Here is a 17,054-nt window from a genome sequence, read left to right on the forward strand (position 1 = left end):
TGACAGGGCCGGTGGCCGATGAGCCGCTTGCGCGAAGAGCATCGAACTCCGATGAGCCGCTTGCGCGAAGAGCATCGAACCCGGGGGCGCCGCCGGCATCGGTCACAGGTCCGGCAGCTCTTTGGAATACAGCCAGGCCTGCCACAGCGGCTGCAGTGGCTCGTCGGTGTAGCCGGCGGCCAGCCCGGTGAAATCGTCGGTGAATGCGGTGCTGTGGCGGTAGCGGGCCGTCCAATCCCTCAGCAGCGCAAAGAAATTGCGATCACCGATCAGGCTGCGCAGCGCGTGCAGCGTCAGTGCCCCGCGTTTGTAGACCCGGTCGTCGAACATGTCCTCGGGCCCGGGATCGGACAGGAGCAGGTCCTGGGGCTTGTCGCGCAGCCGCGCGTGATAATGCTCGGCCCACTCCGCGGCAGTGTGCCCGCCGCTGTGTTCGGACCACAGCCACTCCGCGTAGCAGGCAAATCCCTCGTGCAGCCAGATGTCCCGCCAGCGTCGCGCCGTCACCGAGTTGCCGAACCACTGGTGGGCCAGTTCATGGGCGATCAGCCGCTCGGCGCCGCGGTGCCCGTCGCAGTGGTTGGCCCCGAAGATCGAGATGCCCTGGGCCTCCAGCGGTATCTCGAGATCGTCTTCGGTGACGACCACGGTGTAGCCGCTGGCCAGCGGATAGGGGCCGAACATCTTGATGAAGAGCTTCATCATCTGCGGCTGATCTTCGAAGTCGTGGTCGAAATTGCGGCGCAAGCGGGCAGGCAACACCGCGTGCATCGGTACCGGCGTCTTGGCCAGCCGCTGGCTCTCGTACTGCCCGATCTGCAGGGTGATCAGGTAGCTCGACGTCGGTTCTGCCTGCTCGTAGGTCCACACCGTGTGGCCGGCGCGGGCTTTCCGGGAGATCAACTCGCCGTTCGCCAGGGCGTAGTACGGGCTGTCGGTGCTGATCTGGATCCGGTAGCTGGCCTTCGAGCTGGGATGGTCGTCGCACGGGAACCAGGAGGCCGCCCCGTTGGGTTGGCCGGCCACCAGGGCGCCGTTCGACAGTTCCTCGAAACCTACTTCACCCCAAAAGGATTCGATGGGGCGCGGGGTTCCGTTGTAGCGGATGACGACGGTCATCGCGGCGCCGGCCGGCAGTGCCGAGGACATGGTGACCGACAACTTCCCGCCCGAACATCGGTACTGGGCGGGGCGGCGGCCGTTCACCGAAACCCGCGACACCGTGAGTGCGTCGGACAGGTCGAGGGTGAAGGTGCGCACCGCGGCCAAGGTCACCGCGGTGATGGTGGCGGTCCCGGCCAGCCGGTTGATCGCCACCTTGTATTCCAGGTCGAGTTCGTAGCGCGACACCCGGTACCCGAAGTTGCCGTTGTTAGGCAGATAAGGATCGATGACTGGTGCGGGCGTCACTTTCTTTGCGGCCTTCTTCGATCGGGTCACGCGGCAGGGTCTTCTGTCTTCTTGGCAGTCTTGTCCGAGGCTTTGTCGGCGGCACGTTTCTTGCCGAACATGTTCCACGGGGCGATCGGGTTGCCCTGCCAGCGGGTCGAAGGTGGTACCTCGTCGCCCCGCATCACCAGTGAGCCCGGCCCGACCGTGGCGCCGGAACCCAGGCGCGCCGCGGGCAGTGCCACGCAGTGCGGTCCCAGCGTCGAACCCTCTTCGAGCACAACGCTGTCCAACCGCATGATGCGGTCATGGAACAGGTGGGTCTGCACCACGCAGCCGCGGTTTACGGTGGACGCGGTCCCCAGCGTCACCAGATCGGCTTCGGGCAGCCAGTAGGTTTCGCACCACACGCCGCGCCCGATCGAGGCGCCCAGCCCACGCAGCCACAGGTTCATCACCGGGGTGCCGCTGGCGGCCCGGGCAAACCAGGGTGCGGCGACGGTCTCGACGAACGTGTCTGACACCTCGTTGCGCCACACGAACGACGACCACAGCGGATGCTCGACCGCGCGAATCCGGCCGACCACCAACCACTTTGCGATCACCGCGATGGTTCCGGCCACCGCGCCGGCGGCCAGCAGAACCACGCCGGCGGACAATGCCGCCCACAGGAAGCCGAACCGGATCGTCACCGCCTGCATCGCACCGAGCACCGCGATGCCGATCGCGAAGGTGACGATCACCGGGATCAACCGGCAGGTCTCGACCGCCGAGCGCATGATCTTGAGCCGGACCGACGGATGGAACGTGCGCAGCGCGTCGGCGGCGGTGGCGTTGCGGCGCAACCGGACCGGTGGGCTGCCCAGCCAGGACGAGCCGGCCTTGGCCTTGTGCGGCGTGGCCGACAGCACGGCCACCAGTCCGTCGTTGGGCACCTTGCGGCCCGGCTGCGTGATGCCGGAGTTGCCGAGGAAGGCCCGCTTGCCGATCGTGGCTTTGGCGACATGGATCCAGCCGCCGCCCAGTTCGTAGGAGGCCACCATGGTGTCGTCGGCCAGGAACGCGCCGTCCTGCACCTCGGTGAACTTCGGGGTGAACAGGGCCGTCGAGATCTCGGTGTCCTTGCCCACTTTCGCTCCGAGCAGGCGCAGCCACCAGGGGGTGAGCAGGCTGGCGTAGATCGGGAAAAGGTAATTGCGGGCCGCGTCCATCAGGCGTTCGGTGGTCCACAGCTGCCAGCCCACCCGGCTGCGCACGGGGTGGTAGCCCTCCGACAGATGCACCGAGAGCAGACGCACCCCGATCACGGTCAGCGCGGCGTAGGTCAGCAGTGAAACCAACGCTGCGGCCGGAGTCCACGCCAGGGCAGGCAACAGGGCATCGGCGGGTGAGGCGGTGCCGTGCACGCCCCACGCGATCACGGCGAGACCGGCGGCCAGTGCCAGCAGCGGCAGGCCGGCCAGCAGCAGGGAGGTCACCCCGTACACCGCGACCCACACCGGAGCGCGGCCCGGCCGGTGATCGGGCCACGGGTGGCGGGCCTTGCCGGATTTCACGGCGGGTGAGCCCTTCCAGAACTGACCGTTCTTGACCTTGCCGGTCACTGCTGAGCCGGGTGCGACATCGGCGTTCTTGCCGATGCTCGCCCCGGGGAGCAGCGTGGTGCGGGCGCCGATCGTGGCGTCGTTGCCGATGGAGACCGGCCCGACGTGGAACAGGTCTCCGTCGATCCAGTGCCCGGTGAGGTCCACCTCGGGTTCGACCGACGCGCGGTGGCCCATCTTGAGCATTCCGGTGACCGGCGGAGCCGAGTGCATGTCGACGCCCTTGCCGACGCTGTTGCCCAGGGCGCGGGCGTAGTAGACCATCCACGGCGCACCGGCGAGGTTCTCCGCGCCGCTGGCGTCGGCCAGTCGCTCGGCGATCCAGACCCGGAGGTGGACCGCGCCGCCGCGGCGGTAGGTGCCGGGCTCGAGCCCGCTCAGCAGCATCCGGGCGAACAGCACCGCGATGCCCATGCGGCCCAGCGGCGTGACGAACAGCAGGAACCCGGCCAGCACCCACCACCAGCTGAGGGGGTGTGCCCACGACACGATTCCCGAGACGGCGGCCAGGTTGTTCAGCAGCGCCAGCCACACAACCCACTGCATGCCGGTCAGGGTGGCCAACGGCAGCGACAGTGCGACCTGTGCGGCCTGGGTCGGCAGCGGGGTCGGTTTCACCTCGCGGGTGTGGATCTGCGGCGGCGCCTTGAGCTCGTCGAGATAGCCGGCCAGTGAACCGAGCCGGGGGTGGTCGTAGAGGTCCGCGACGGTCACCAGCGGGTAGCGCCGGCGCAGCGCGGCCACCAACTGTGCCGCGGACAGTGAGCCGCCGCCCAGCGCGATGAAATCGGCCTCCGGACCTTCGACTGCCGTGCCCAGCACGTCACGCCACAATCCGGCCAGCCAGCCCATGGTGCCGTCGAGTTCGGGGGCGGTCTGATCGGCACCTCCGGGCGGCGGCCACGGCAGTGCGTCGCGGTCTACCTTGCCCGACGTGCGGGTCGGCAGTTCGTCGAGCAGCACCAGGCGGGGCACCAGCGCGGCCGGCAGCGACTCGGACAGTGCGGCCCGCGCCGCGGACAGGTCGAAGTCCGGATCGGCACTGGCTATATAGCCGACCAGTAGCGGGGTGCCGCTCGCGGTCTTGCGCACCGCGGCCGCGCCGCCGCTCACCCCGGGCAGATGCACGAGCGCGTTGTCGACCTCACCCAGCTCGATGCGCCGCCCGCCGACCTTGACCTGGTCGTCGGCGCGGCCCTGGAAGTACAGGCCGTCGGTCTCCAACCGCACCAGGTCGCCGCTGCGGTAGGCCCGGCTCCAGCCCAGTGTCGGCATAGCCGCGTATTTCTCGGCGTCCTTCTCCGGGTCGAGGTAGCGGGCCAGCCCGACGCCGCCGATCACGAGCTCGCCGACGTCGCCGATCGCCACCGGCAGTCCGTCTTTGTCCACCACCGCGAGGTCCCAGCCGGCCAGCGGCAGGCCGATGCTGACCGGGCCCTGGCCGTCCAGCTGTGCCGCGCACGCCACGACGGTCGCCTCGGTGGGGCCGTAGGTGTTCCACACCTCGCGGCCGTCGACCGCCAGCCGGGCGGCCAGCTCGGGCGGGCAGGCCTCGCCCCCGAAGATCAGCAATCGGACCGCTTCCAGCGCCTCGGCCGGCCACAGCGCGGCCAGCGTCGGCACCGTCGACACCACGGTGATGTCCCGGCTCACCAGCCACGGGCCCAGATCCATGCCGCTGCGCACCAATGAGCGTGGGGCGGGCACCAGGCAGGCGCCGTGCCGCCAGGCCAACCACATCTCCTCGCACGATGCGTCGAACGCGACGGACAGCCCGGCAAGCACCCGATCGCCAGGTCCAATCGGGTTGTCCTGCAGGAACATCCGTGCTTCGGCGTCGACGAACGCGGCAGCGCTGCGATGGGTGACGGCCACACCCTTAGGGGTGCCGGTCGAGCCCGAGGTGAAGATGATCCAGGCGTCATCGCGCCCCAGCGGCTCGGCGGCGCGCCAGCCGCGCGACGAACCCGGTCCACGGACCAGCCCCTGCTCGGTGATCACGCCGACCACGTTGGCCTCGCCGAACACCAGCTCAGCCCGTTCATCGGGGTCGTCGGCGTCCACCGGCACGTAGGCGGCGCCGCAGGCCAGCACCGAAAGGATCGCCACGTACAGCGCATAGCTGCCCGAGGGCATCCGGATCCCGAGCTTGTCGCCGCGGCCGATACCGCGCGCCGCCAACCAGGCCACGCTGTCGGAGACATCGGCGATCAACTCGGAGTAGGTGAGCTGCACGGAGCCGTCGTCGAGGGCCGGCGCATCGGGAAAACGCCTGGCCGTGTCCTGCAGGATGTCGACAAGCGTGCGTGGCTCGGGGGCCAGTGGGGATAGCACGTATTGCGGTGGAATCTCGTGTGCACTGGCGGCAGCTGTCACGACTACAAACTACTAAGCCCGTGGCGCGACGGCTCGCCGGTCGGTGCGGCGTGCCGGTTCGATTTCGATTCGAGGGTCCGGTCAGGCAGACTGGTCGGCGGAGGGGAGTATTCCTTCGCTGCGATGTCGTCATCACGTCGGTCGTCTATGGATCGATCGGTGTCGCGGGCCGGTGCCGGTCACCGGTGGAAGAGACCTCCGGCGTTTTGACGACCGGAGGATTTCTCGATGCAGGTAACCCAGCTGGAATGGATCATCACCCTGGCGGTGACGATCGCCGTTCTGCTGTTCGACGTCGTCGTGATCGGGCGACGCCCACACGAACCCACCACCCGCGAGACCGCGACATACCTGTCGATCTACATCGGCATGGCGGTGGCCTTCGGCGTATGGGTGTGGTTCTTCCACGGCAGCCAGTTCGGGCTGGAGTTCTTCGCCGGCTGGCTCACCGAATACAGCCTGTCGGTCGACAACCTGTTCATCTTCTTGATCATCATGGCCAGCTTCAAGGTGCCGAGGATCTACCAGCAGCAGGCCCTGCTGGTCGGCATCATCCTGGCGCTGATCTTCCGCGGCATCTTCATCGCGCTCGGCGCGGTGGCGATCAACGAGTTCTCCTGGGTGTTCTACATCTTCGGTGCGTTCCTGGTGTACACCGCGGTCAACCTGGTGCGCGACACCAACCACGACGACGACGGCGACAACGGTGTGGTGCGGTTCGCCCGTAAGCACCTGCGCACCACCGACAAGTGGGACGGCCTGAAGCTGTGGGTGCATGACAACGGGCAGCGGCTGATGACACCGATGTTCCTGGTGATCGTGGCGCTCGGCACCACCGACCTGCTGTTCGCCCTGGACTCGATCCCGGCGATCTACGGGCTGACCCAGGAGCCGTACCTGGTGTTCACGGCCAACGTGTTCGCCCTGATGGGTCTGCGGCAGCTGTACTTCCTGCTCGGTGACCTGCTCAAGCGGCTGGTCTACCTGTCGCAGGGGCTGGCGTTCATCCTGGCTTTCATCGGCGTGAAGCTGGTGCTGCACGCGCTGCACGAGAACGAGTTGCCGTTCATCAACGGCGGCGAGCCGGTGCATGTACCGGAGATCCCGACCCTGGCGAGCCTCGGCGTGATCATCGTGACGCTGGCGATCACGACCGCCGCGAGCCTGTACAAGACCCGGGTGCGGGACGCCCGGTAGTCCCTTGGATTCCGGCTGAACGTAACTATTCGGCCCGGCACGACGTATCTCTATCGTGGCCGGGGTGCGGATATTCGTGGCTGAGGCCGAGGCGTGGACCGAGCTGACCGATGGTGAGGCGCCGACGGCGCGGATCTCCGCGCCCGACCTGGCCCAGGCGCGCCGGATCCGATCCGGTCTCAAGTCCGAGCACGACGACGTCTCGGTGATCCTCGACGTCACCGTCGCGGTGGCCAGAGAGTTCAGCTCCGCCTACCGCTCGGTGCGCAGATGGCTCGAGCTGGCCGGCCCCGAGGCGCAGGTGCGCTACATCGGGACGGTTGACGGCCTGGCCGGCTTGATCGCCGACATCGAGGCCGCCGAGGTGGCCGACGGCGTCACCCTGATCCCGGCTGCCGGCGGGCAGGATGTGCAGGCGCTGGGCACCGAGGTGTTCCGGCGGCTGGAGCTGCGTTCTCAGGCCAGAGCTTCGTAAAACAGGTTGAGGTAGCGGGCCGTGCGTTCGGATCCTTCGACGCCGGGACCCATCCTGTTCATCACATAAGCGAACGTGGCGCGGTGATCGGGGTTGCACGTCTCCCACGAGCCACCCCAGCCGCCCCAGAAGCAGATCTTGCCGTCAGGGACATAGGACACGGTTTTCGTTTCCGGCAGACCGAACCCCAGTCCCCAGCGCAGCGGGTGGCCGAGCAGCACCAAATCGGGACCTTCGAGCTGCGGCTCGAAGATCGACTCGACGGTCTCGGGTTTGAGCAGGGCGATGCCATCCACCGTGCCACCCAACGAGATGGCCGACAGGATCCGGGCCAGCGACCGCGCATTACCGTGCCCGTTGCCCGCACCGATGTCGGCGGCGCGCCAGGCCGCGGTGTTCGCGATCTCCGGTGACGGCGTCCCCACGAAGGTCTTGAGCGCGATCTCGGAGATCTGGTCGAGTGGAATGTCGAGGGGTTCGTCGGCGGCGATGATGTCAGCAGTGCGGTGGTGGTCTTCGGGTTGCGCGCCGATCTGGAAGTCGGCGCCCAAGGGGCCCGAGATTTCTTCGCGGACAAACTCTTTCAACGTCTTTCCGGTGACCCGCCGCAGCACCTCGCCGATCAGGTGGCCGTGGGTCAGGGCGTGATAGCCCGACGCGGTCCCCGGCTCCCACCACGGCGCCTGGGCGGCCAGCACGGCCGTGGACTTCTCCCAGTCGTAGCTGTCTTCGATGCTGAACGGCTGGTCCCATCCCGACAGCCCTGAGCTGTGGGTCAATAGATGTCGAAACTCGATGTCCTGCTTGCCGTTTGCGGCGAACTCGGGCCAGTGGTCGGCTACTTTTGTGTCGGCGGTGATCAGGCCACGGTCGATCAGCATGAGTCCGGCCAGTGCCGTCACCGTCTTGGTGGACGAGAAGACGTTGACGATGGTGTCGGCGTCCCAGGTGCGGGTCCGCGCAGCGTCGGCGTGCCCGCCCCACATGTCGACTACGAGTTCACCGTCGATGTCGATCGCGATGGCTGCGCCGGTCTCCTCTCCGCCGGCGATCGCCGCTGCCAACGCGTCACGGATCGGAGTGAAGCGGTCGTCGCAGTGGCCGTGTACGAGGTCATCCATCGGGACATCATCGCCGGACCGATAGCCGTCGCGGGCGCGATTGCGGCGAAGACGAATCCGCCTGTGTCGGGGGCGCCGGCAGCATAGCCTCTGTATAGACCGAAGTCAGCGAGGGGAGCCACTCATGCCGCGTCGTGATCGCCCGCGTCGAGACCGGGACGTCGATGTTTTCTACCCGCCGCAGCCCGCGGTCCGGCCGCAGTCCAAGGTCGCCTGCGGGTGTAGCTGTGGCTCGTGCAGTTCCGGCGCGCACTGCCACAACATGGGTACCGGCTGCAACGTGCGCTAGAGCCGCGTTTCAGCGAACCGGCGTGACCAGCTGACCGGATTGCAGAAAACGGTCCAGATTCGCCAGGACCAGGGCCTCCATGGCCGCCCGCGTTTCCACGGTGCCACTGCCGACATGGGGCAGCAGCACCACGTTGTCCAGTTTCGTCAACGCCTCGGGGACGTTCGGTTCGTCGGTGAACACGTCCAACCCCGCGCCGGCAAGCCGGCCCAGCGTCAACGCTTCGACCAGGGCGTCCTGGTCGACCACGGAGCCGCGCGCGATGTTGACCAGATAGCCGTCGGAACCCAGCGCATCGAGCACCTCCCGGTCGACGAGGTGACGGGTACCGGGACCGCCCGCCGCGGCGACCACCAGCACCTTGACCTGGCGGGCCAGCTCGACAGGCGAGTCGACGTAGCGGTACGGGCTGTCGGGGATCTGCCTGCGGTTGTGATAGCTGATCGCACAGTCGAACGCCGTCAGCCGGGTGGCGATCGCCCCACCGATCCGGCCGAGACCGAGAATGCCCACCTGGGATCCCGAAACCTGTTGCGTGAGGGGATAATTACCGTCCACTGCCCAGCGTCCGGCCCGCAGATAACGGTCGGCGGCCGAGAATCGGCGCAGGGTGTCGATGAGCAGGCCCACCGCGGTGTCGGCGACGCAGTCGTCGAGCACGTCGGGGGTGTTGCTGACGCCGATACCGCGGGCGGTGGCCGCGGCCACGTCGATGTTGTCGTACCCGACGCCGAAGTTCACCACCGCTTTCAGATTCGGCAGCGCCGCCATCAGATCCGGGTCGACGCGGGTGACACCCGAGACCACCGCCGCGGTGACCTCGGCAGCGTGTTCGGCCAGAAACGCACCGCGCTCGTCTCCGTTGGGCAGGGAGTAGGCCTGGTAATCGGTGCGCAGGGTCACCGCGAGTGACGGCTTCAGCGGGCCGATCTGCAGGATGCGGTGTGCGGAAATGGGCATGGCTGTCCTCGGTCGGTGCGCGTCTGGCTTGTGAAATCGCCTCTGCTGCACCACGCTACGTCAGACGTCACCGGGGTAGCGCCGGCTACCAGTTGTAGTAGCCGCCCTCGGGCCCGAGCATGCGCTCCAGCCGGGCCCGGTTGATGCGGGCCAACTCGTTGCGGACGACCTTGCGTTCGGTCTCATGGTCGTTGTGCAACCGGTCGGAGATACCGGCCATGGCCCGCTGCGCGCAGCAATCCTCGACGAACATCACGAAGCCGAATCCGAACCGTTCGCCGTAGTGGACGACCTCGGTGTTGAGCTGGGTCATCACCGCGGGATCGTCGTCCCACACCGAGCACTGTTCGCACACCGACTTCGGGCTGCGGGGGCGCCGCCCGATGTGCGGATAGGCCTGCAGTACGCGGTCGATGGAATCCTCACCGAGACTGAACAGCAGGGCATCGGCCTGCCGGAACAGCGCGGCATGGTCGGCGAACGGCCGTCCACCGGCCAGATCGGTCGCGAGCACCACGCTGTAGCAGCACTCGTACACCGCGTGCACCGCACGCCGTGTCGGCAATGCGTTGTACGCCTCAAGCCTCAGGCCCTGATGCATCAACACCTTGTCAATCATCGGGCGCGGATGGGGCGCCCAGGTTACCTCGTGTTACGGCGAGGCTAATTCAGGCCGGATCAGTGGCCTTCGGTCTTGAACCGCTCGATCGAACGCTGCAGCTCGGCTTCGGCCTCTTCGCGGCCCACCCAGTCGGCGGTCTTGACGAACTTGCCCGGCTCGAGGTCCTTGTAGTGCACGAAGAAGTGCTTGATCGCGTCGAGTTCGAACTGCGACACGTCTCCGAGGTCCTGGATGTGGTCCCAGCGCGGATCCCCGGCGGGCACGCACAGCAACTTGTCGTCGCCGCCGGCCTCGTCGGTCATCTTGAACATCGCCACCGGGCGGGCCTCGACGGTGCAGCCGGGGAACACCGACTCGGGCAGCAGCACCAGCGCATCCAGCGGATCGCCGTCCTCGCCGAGGGTGTCCTCGAAGAACCCGTAGTCGGCGGGGTAACCGAACGATGTGTAGAGGTAGCGGTCGAGCTTGACCCGGCCGGTCTCGTGGTCAACCTCGTACTTGTTGCGCGAACCCTTCGGGATCTCGATGACGACGTCGAACTTCACCGTCGCGGCTCCTTCGCATCTGCGGTCAGTCTTTGGTCGTCGGGCGACGACGCGGGTCAACCCTAATCGAGCGATAGTCTGGGCTAAACGGGTGGCTCGTCCCCACCACCGGCAGAGCAGGAGAAATATGCGGCCCACTCGGTGGCGGCAGTCCACCCATGTGGCGGTTGGCGTCGTGGTCCTGGTGCTGGTCGCCGGCGTCGTCGCGCTTGCTGCCGTGCTCACCGGGCACCGCTCCAGCGATGCCGCGGCGGTCACTCCTGCTCCTCCGCCGGCAACCGCCAGCCCGGAGATCGTCCCGGTGGACATGTCGGCGCCGACTCCGACCGTGGGCGGCCTGGCCGCGGCGTTGGCACCGGCGCTGGCGAATCCGGATCTCGGTCAGGTGACCGGCCGGATCACCGACGGCGAGACCGGCGCCGAACTGTGGGAACAGAATTCCGGGCTGCCGATGCAGCCGGCCTCGGTCAACAAGGTGCTGACGACGGCCGCCGCACTCCTCACGCTGGACCGCAACGCCCGGCTGGCCACCACGGTCGTGGCCGTCGACTCGCAGCCCGGGCTGGTGGTCCTCAAGGGCGGCGGGGACACCACGCTCTCGGCGGCGCCCGATGACACCGACACCTGGTACAAGGGTGCGGCCCGAATCAGTGACCTGGCCCAACAGGTACGCGGCAGCGGGGTCACGGTCACCGCGGTGCGGGTGGACACCAGCGACTACAGCGGCCCGATGATGGCGCCCGGCTGGGATCCCGCTGATATCGAGGGCGGCGACATCGCACCGATGGAACCGGTGATGCTCGACGGCGGGCGTATCCAGCCGACGACGGTGGAATCCAGACGGTCGACGACACCGGCGCTCGACGCCGGCAGGGCCCTGGCCACCGCACTCCGGGTGGACCCCGCGACGGTGACGGTGCTGCCCTCCGAGGTCTCGGGCGGCAGGCAGATCGCCGCGGTGCAGTCCGCCCCCCTGATCGAGCGGCTGCGTCAGATGATGAACGAATCCGACAACGTGATGGCCGAGTCGATCGCCCGCGAGGTCGCCGCCCAACTGCACCGGCCGCAGAGCTTCGACGGCGGCGTCGACGCGGTGACGAGCCAACTCGAGGGCGTCGGCATCGACATGTCGGCCGCCAAGCTGGTCGATTCCAGCGGCCTGTCGACCGACGACCGGCTGACCGCCCGGATCCTCGATGAGGTGGTCAATATCGCGGCAGGCAACACCGAACCCGCCATGCGGCCGCTGGTGGATCTGCTGCCCATCGCCGGCGGCAGCGGCACGCTGTCCAACCGCTACCTCGACACCGACGCCGGACGTGACGCCGCGGGCTGGCTACGGGCCAAGACCGGATCGCTGACCGGCACCAATGCGCTGGCCGGCATCGTCACCGACTACAACGGCCGGGTGCTGACGTTCGCACTGATCTCGAACAACGCCGGCCCGACCGGACGTACCGCGATCGACGACCTGGCCGCGGTGCTGCGGTCGTGTGGATGTGGCACGTGAGCGATCGGGTCGAGATGACCGCGGGCCGCGCGGTCGACTGGGACTTCGCCGCGACGGTCGGGGCGAAGCTGGCCCGGTCGTCCCCGCCGTCCACGGACTACACCCGCAACCAGGTGATCGAGCAGCTCTCGGTGAGTTCGAAGGCCGCCGAGCTGCCGGTGCGGGAGGTGACGGGTCTGATCGAGGGCGCGGAGGTACCCGAGGCCCGCGTGGTCGACCGTCCGGAGTGGATCCGGGCGGCCACACGGTCCATGCGGGTGATGACCACCGGAGCCCCATCCGGTGACGAAAGTGACACGCACAAACCAGGATTCATCACCGGGCGGGTGACCGGCGCACAGACCGGTGCGGTGTTGGCCTTCATCTCCACGGGCATCCTCGGCCAGTACGACCCGTTCGGCCCCGACGGTGGCGAGCTGCTGCTGGTGTATCCCAACGTCATCGCGGTGGAACGCCAGTTGCGTGTCTCCCCAGCCGATTTCCGGCTGTGGGTGTGCCTGCACGAGGTCACCCACCGGGTGCAGTTCCGGGCCAATCCCTGGCTGGCCGACCACATGTCACAGGCCCTGGCGGTGCTGACCCAGGATGCCGGCGAGGACGTCACCGAGATGGTGGGGCGACTCGCGGAGTTTGTCCGGAATCAGCGCAATGGGGCAACGCCGGATCCCAATTCGGCCGGTGTGCTCGGCCTGATGCGTGCCGTGCAAGCTGAGCCCCAGCGTCGTGCACTGGATCAGCTACTGGTGCTGGGCACCCTGTTGGAAGGCCACGCCGATCACGTGATGGACGCGGTGGGCCCGGCGGTGGTGCCCACGGTCTCGACCATCCGCCGTCGCTTCGACGAACGCAGGCAGCGCAAACAGCCACCGCTGCAACGCTTGGTGCGCGCCCTGCTGGGCTTTGACGCCAAGATCAGCCAGTACACCCGGGGTAAGGCGTTCGTCGACCATGTCGTGGGAGCCGTGGGCATGGCCCGGTTCAACACCATCTGGTCGAGCGCCGACACCCTCCCGCAGCCCGAAGAGATCGACGAACCACAACGATGGATCGAACGGGTGCTGTAGCCGCGCTGCGGCAAGCGGTGGCGGCCGCCGGCGAGCGGATCGACGGCGAGAACTGGTGCGTGGCGCTGTCCGGCGGCCCGGATTCCCTGGCCCTGGCCGCAGTCGCGGCGGGCCTGCGACCAACCACTGCGCTGATCGTCGACCACCGGCTGCAGGCGGGTTCGGATGCCGTCGCCGACACTGCGCGCGGCCAGGCGTTGGCGCTGGGATGTGTTACAGCTCAGGTTATTTCGGTCGAAGTCGGGCGTGCCGGCGGCCCGGAGGCCGCCGCGCGTCAGGCGCGCTACGCGGCGCTGGACGCGGCTCGTGACGGTGCCCCGGTCCTGCTCGGCCACACCCTCGACGACCAGGCCGAGACGGTGCTGCTGGGACTGGGCAGGGGATCCGGTGCGCGCTCGATCGCCGGCATGCGCCCCCACGACCCGCCGTGGCACCGGCCGCTGCTGGGCGTGCGTCGCACTCTGACCCGTGCGGCCTGCGAGGAACTTCGCCTCAGTCCGTGGCAGGACCCCCACAATGCCGAACCCCGGTTCACCCGGGTGAGGTTGCGGCACGAGGTGCTGCCGCTGCTCGAGGACGTGCTCGGCGGTGGGGTGGCCGAGGCCCTGGCCCGCACCGCCACCGCGCTGCGGGAGGACACCGAGACACTCGACACCCTGGCCGGTGAGGCCCTGGCCGGGACGCGCACCGAGACCGGCGGTCTGGACACGGCCCGGTTGTCGGCATTGCCCGACGCACTGCGGCGCCGGGTGATCCGGGCCTGGTTGCTCGACGGCGGTGCGTGTGATCTGACCGACATCCAGATCCGTGCGGTGGACCGGTTCGTGACGGCCTGGCGTGGACAGGGCGGGGTGGCCGTCGGGTCCGGGCTGCGCAAACAGCGGTTGTTCGCGGCGCGGCGCGGCGGCGTGCTGAGAATGCACACCGAACCGGTCTAGCGATCCGCGTTGGAATGCGGCCCCCTCGCATGGCACGCTGTTCGGTGTGGCTGTCGACTCTGCCGAGCTGTACGCGGGAGACATCAAATCGGTGCTGTTGTCCGAGGAACAGATCCGGACCCGCACCACCGAACTCGCCGAGATGATCGCTGAGCAATATCGAGACAACCTGGGCAACGACGACCTGCTGTTGGTCACCGTCCTCAAGGGCGCGGTCATGTTCGTCACCGATCTGGCCCGGACCATCCCGCTGCCCACGCAGCTGGAGTTCATGGCGGTCAGTTCTTACGGTTCGTCCACCTCGTCCTCGGGCGTCGTACGCATCCTCAAAGACCTCGACCGCGACATCAATGACCGTGACGTGCTGATCGTCGAGGACATCATCGACTCGGGGCTGACCCTGTCCTGGTTGCTGCGCAACCTGGCCACCCGTCATCCGCGCTCGCTGCGGGTGTGCACGCTGCTGCGCAAGCCCGAGGCCGTCAAGACCGAACTCGACGTCGCCTACGTGGGCTTCGACATCCCCAACGAGTTCGTCGTCGGCTACGGTCTGGACTTCGCCGAGCGCTACCGCGACCTGCCCTACATCGGAACTCTCGATCCAAAGGTGTACGAAGGGCCGTAAGCCGGAGGCTTACAAATGGCCGAGGACCGGCGCACAATCGCAGGCATGGCTGATACCCGCACGGCCCTTCGGATCTGCCCCTTTTGTGAGGCCACCTGCGGTCTGACACTCACCATCTCCGACGGTCGGGTGACCGCTGCCCGCGGAGATCGTGACGACGTGTTCAGCGCGGGATTCATCTGTCCGAAGGGCGCCAGTTTCGGCGAGCTCGACAACGACCCTGACCGACTGACGCGCCCCTTGATCCGGCGCGACGGCGCGCTGACCGAGGCCACCTGGGATGAGGCCTACGCCGTCATCACCGAGCGCCTCGGCGCGGTGATCGCCGAGCACGGCGGCGGTGCGGTCGGGGTGTATCTGGGCAATCCGAACGCACACACCATCGCCGGCAGCCTGTATGCGCCGCTGATCATCAAGGGCCTCGGCACCCGGCAGGTGTTCAGCGCGAGCACACTCGATCAGATGCCCAAGCACGTCGCACTGGGCCTGATGTTCGGCAGCCCGGTCGCGTTCACCGTCCCCGATCTCGACCGCACCGACTACCTCGTGATCATCGGCGCGAATCCGATGGTGTCCAACGGGAGCCTGGCCACTGCCGCCGATTTCCCCGGCAAGCTGCGGGCACTGCGCAAGCGCGGTGGCCGGCTCGTCGTCATCGACCCGGCCCGCACCCGCACCGCCGAACTGGCCGACCGCCACCTCGCGCCGCGGCCGGGCACCGACGCGGCACTGCTGTTCGCGATCGTGCACGTGCTGTTCGGTGAGGACCTCGTCGACCTCGGTGAGTTGGCCGAGCACGTCGCCGGTGTCGAGGAGATCCGCGCGCTGGCCGACGAGTTCTCACCCGAGGCCGTCGCCGCGGCCTGCGGGGTGGGCGCCGACGAGATCAGGGAACTGGCCCGCGAGCTCGCGGCAGCTCCGACGGCGGCCGTCTACGGCCGGATCGGGACGTCCACGGTCGAGTTCGGGACCATCGGCAGCTGGCTCGTCGACGTGATCAACATTCTCACCGGCAACCTCGACCGTCCCGGCGGGGCGATGTTCGCACTCGGCGCGGCAGCCCCCGCGCCGCGTCCGCCGAAACCGGGTCGCGGCTTCAGGACGGGACGGTGGGCGAGCCGGGTCTCGGGATATCCCGAAGTGCTCTCCGAGTTGCCGGCCGCCGCACTCGCCGAGGAGATCGACACCGCGGGCGAAGGGCAGATCAAGGCGATGATCACCATCGCCGGAAATCCGGTGCTGTCCGCGCCCGACGGTGACCGGCTGGACAAGGCGCTCGACAGCGTCGAATTCATGCTGAGCGTCGACCCCTACCTCAACGAGACCACCCGCAACGCCGATGTCATCCTGCCGCCGCCCCCGCCGGCCTGCAGCGCCCACTTCGACGTCGCGCTGAACAACCTCGCGGTCCGCAACAACGTGCGGTACTCGTCGCCTGCGCTCCCACTCGACGGCCGGCCCGACGAGCCCGAGATCCTGTCCCGGCTCGCCCTCATCCTCTACGGCATCGGCGCCGACGGTGATCCCGCACTTGTCGACGCACAGGTGATCGCGACGACTCTGGCGAAAGAGACGGGCAACCCCGATTCGCCGGTGGCCGGGCGCGACGTCAAGGAGCTCACCGCCATGCTCTATCCGGGACCCGGGTATGAGCGTCGGCTCGACATGATGCTGCGGCTCGGTCCCTACGGCGACGCCTTCGGCGCCAAACCCGACGGGCTCACCATGGAGCGGCTGAAGGCCACCCCGCACGGCATCGACCTGGGCCCGCTGCGTCCGCGCATCCCCGAGATCCTGCGAACTCCGAGTGGCCGGATCGAACTCGCGCCGGAGCCGATCGTTGCCGATGTGGCGCGGCTACGCGACGCTCTCGACCGCTCTGCGGGGGGCTTCCTCTTGATCGGCCGGCGTCATCTGCGCTCCAACAACAGCTGGATGCACAACCTCCCCGCGCTGTCGGGCGGCTCCAATCGCTGCACGCTGCAGATCCACCCCGACGATGCAGCGGAGCTGGGGCTCACCGAGATCGCGGTGATCAAGGGCCCCGGCGGCGAGCTGCTGGCCCCGATCGAGGTGGACGACGGCATGCGGCGCGGCGTGGTCTCGCTACCGCACGGCTGGGGTCATGACCGGGGCGGTACGGGTCAGGAGCTCGCGGCGAGCCGGCCCGGGGTGAACGTCAATCAGCTCAACGACGGAACTCATCTGGACCCACTGTCGGGCACCGCGGTGCTCAACGGCATTCCCGTCGACATCGCGCCCGCCGGCTGAGCCCCCCTTTTTGCGCCGAAACCGCATTCCAGCCGTGCCTCACTCGCACTTTCGCTGCCGGAATGCCG

At 68.2% G+C, this 17,054-nt stretch carries 13 protein-coding genes; 7 read left to right on the forward strand and 6 right to left on the reverse strand.

The genetic code is table 11. From position 1 onward, the window contains the following. Positions 1–102 precede the first annotated feature (102 nt). Both ACZY08_RS07745 and ACZY08_RS07750 read right to left on the reverse strand, forming a co-directional pair. Positions 103–1,440 carry a M1 family metallopeptidase gene (locus tag ACZY08_RS07745; RefSeq protein ID WP_463743944.1) on the reverse strand — a complete coding sequence of 446 codons (1,338 nt, stop codon included), beginning with the start codon at positions 1,438–1,440 and terminating at the stop codon, positions 103–105. Beyond that, positions 1,437–5,369, reverse strand: coding sequence for a Pls/PosA family non-ribosomal peptide synthetase (locus tag ACZY08_RS07750; RefSeq protein WP_463743945.1), 3,933 nt, complete (start codon positions 5,367–5,369; stop codon positions 1,437–1,439). The genes ACZY08_RS07745 and ACZY08_RS07750 overlap by 4 nt, the downstream gene beginning before the upstream one ends. Before the next feature lie 228 nt (positions 5,370–5,597). On the opposite strand from ACZY08_RS07750, the gene ACZY08_RS07755 reads away from it, so the two are divergent. Both ACZY08_RS07755 and ACZY08_RS07760 read left to right on the forward strand, forming a co-directional pair. Continuing rightward, positions 5,598–6,566 (forward strand): TerC family protein, encoded by a 969-nt coding sequence (locus ACZY08_RS07755; RefSeq protein ID WP_463743946.1) that lies wholly within the window; start codon positions 5,598–5,600, stop codon positions 6,564–6,566. Between the two features lie 55 nt (positions 6,567–6,621). Then, positions 6,622–7,041, forward strand: coding sequence for a hypothetical protein (locus tag ACZY08_RS07760; protein WP_463743947.1), 420 nt, complete (start codon positions 6,622–6,624; stop codon positions 7,039–7,041). On the opposite strand, the gene ACZY08_RS07765 is transcribed toward ACZY08_RS07760, so the two are convergent. The 4 genes from ACZY08_RS07765 to ACZY08_RS07780 form a co-directional block, all read right to left on the reverse strand. Further along, entirely contained in the window at positions 7,023–8,162 is a 1,140-nt protein-coding gene (locus ACZY08_RS07765) for a serine hydrolase domain-containing protein (protein WP_463743948.1), read from the reverse strand. The two genes, ACZY08_RS07760 and ACZY08_RS07765, sit on opposite strands and share 19 nt — an antisense overlap. A 298-nt stretch (positions 8,163–8,460) precedes the next feature. Beyond that, positions 8,461–9,411, reverse strand: a complete 951-nt coding sequence (locus tag ACZY08_RS07770; protein ID WP_463743949.1) for a 2-hydroxyacid dehydrogenase — start codon at positions 9,409–9,411, stop codon at positions 8,461–8,463. Between the two features lie 85 nt (positions 9,412–9,496). Beyond that, positions 9,497–10,012 carry a 2-oxo-4-hydroxy-4-carboxy-5-ureidoimidazoline decarboxylase gene (locus tag ACZY08_RS07775; protein ID WP_463743950.1) on the reverse strand — a complete coding sequence of 172 codons (516 nt, stop codon included), beginning with the start codon at positions 10,010–10,012 and terminating at the stop codon, positions 9,497–9,499. A 77-nt stretch (positions 10,013–10,089) separates the two neighbouring features. Next, positions 10,090–10,578 (reverse strand): inorganic diphosphatase, encoded by a 489-nt coding sequence (locus ACZY08_RS07780; protein ID WP_463743951.1) that lies wholly within the window; start codon positions 10,576–10,578, stop codon positions 10,090–10,092. Positions 10,579–10,705: 127 nt separating this feature from the next. Between ACZY08_RS07780 and dacB the strand changes: the two genes are divergently transcribed. The 5 genes from dacB to ACZY08_RS07805 are packed head-to-tail and all read left to right on the forward strand — an operon-like array spanning position 10,706 to position 16,986. Continuing rightward, entirely contained in the window at positions 10,706–12,088 is a 1,383-nt protein-coding gene (gene dacB / locus ACZY08_RS07785; protein ID WP_463743952.1) for a D-alanyl-D-alanine carboxypeptidase/D-alanyl-D-alanine endopeptidase, read from the forward strand. Then, on the forward strand, positions 12,076–13,152 hold the full coding sequence (locus ACZY08_RS07790) for a zinc-dependent metalloprotease (protein WP_463743953.1): 1,077 nt from the start codon (positions 12,076–12,078) through the stop codon (positions 13,150–13,152). Before dacB ends, ACZY08_RS07790 begins: the two co-directional genes overlap by 13 nt. After that, complete coding sequence (gene tilS / locus ACZY08_RS07795) at positions 13,131–14,090, forward strand: tRNA lysidine(34) synthetase TilS (RefSeq protein WP_463743954.1); 960 nt, start codon at positions 13,131–13,133, stop codon at positions 14,088–14,090. The genes ACZY08_RS07790 and tilS overlap by 22 nt, the downstream gene beginning before the upstream one ends. A 46-nt stretch (positions 14,091–14,136) precedes the next feature. After that, on the forward strand, positions 14,137–14,715 hold the full coding sequence (gene hpt, locus ACZY08_RS07800; RefSeq protein WP_463743955.1) for a hypoxanthine phosphoribosyltransferase: 579 nt from the start codon (positions 14,137–14,139) through the stop codon (positions 14,713–14,715). 45 nt (positions 14,716–14,760) lie between these two features. Beyond that, on the forward strand, positions 14,761–16,986 hold the full coding sequence (locus ACZY08_RS07805; RefSeq protein ID WP_463743956.1) for a molybdopterin oxidoreductase family protein: 2,226 nt from the start codon (positions 14,761–14,763) through the stop codon (positions 16,984–16,986). Positions 16,987–17,054: the final 68 nt, after the last annotated feature.

Source organism: Mycobacterium sp. IDUB_9 (genome assembly GCF_055419505.1).